General features: G+C 52.7%; 1 protein-coding gene. It reads left to right on the top strand.

The features are described 5' to 3' along the window. On the top strand, positions 1–273 hold a 273-nt coding region (locus C1642_RS02155), incomplete at both ends, for an Ig-like domain-containing protein (protein ID WP_213064244.1).

Genomic DNA, 273 nt, shown 5'->3' on the forward strand with positions numbered 1-273 from the left:
TTACGTTTAGCGAGGCGGTCAGTGGCTTTGATATTGATGACATCACGCCAGTAGGCGGTACGCTGAGCAATCTGGTCCAAAGTACAACCAACCCGAATGTCTGGACAGCTACGTTTACAGCTGACGGCAGTGGTGCAGCTCCAAGCATCAGTGTTGCAGACGGTGCCTATACAGACCTTGCAGGTAACTTGGGTACAGGCGATGTACTCGATGGTACGGACGGCTTTGTGGTTGATACGCTAGCTCCGGCACCGGTGATTACGATTGATCCTG

This window comes from Acinetobacter sp. AKBS16, assembly GCF_002899995.1.
Classification (GTDB): Bacteria; Pseudomonadota; Gammaproteobacteria; order Pseudomonadales; family Moraxellaceae; genus Acinetobacter; species Acinetobacter baumannii.